We start from the raw sequence: 266 nt of genomic DNA on the forward strand, positions 1-266 counted from the left end.
CAACGGCACGTATGAAACCTGCACCCCAGACAGCTTGATCGCACACAACACCCACGCCCAGGCCCCACGATGGAAGTCAAACCTGGAGCAAGTGTGCCAGCGTCGCAGCCGAGTGGCGCAGTTCTACGCCAAGGGCCACAAAATCCTGGATGATTTTGATAACCACCGCAACCTCGAACAGACCGACGCCCAGATCGCAGCACTGGAAGAAGAATACGGACTGATTTTCCCAATCAAGGCGGTGTTGCCGGAGCCGTTGCCAAAAG

Annotated in this window: 1 pseudogene; it reads left to right on the top strand. The window is 56.8% G+C overall.

The features are described from left to right. A pseudogene (locus HMPREF3104_RS08050) lies at positions 1-266 on the top strand (hypothetical protein); the annotation flags it as partial.

Origin of the sequence: Corynebacterium sp. HMSC30G07, assembly GCF_001806945.1 — a bacterium.
GTDB lineage: Bacteria > Actinomycetota > Actinomycetes > Mycobacteriales > Mycobacteriaceae > Corynebacterium > Corynebacterium riegelii.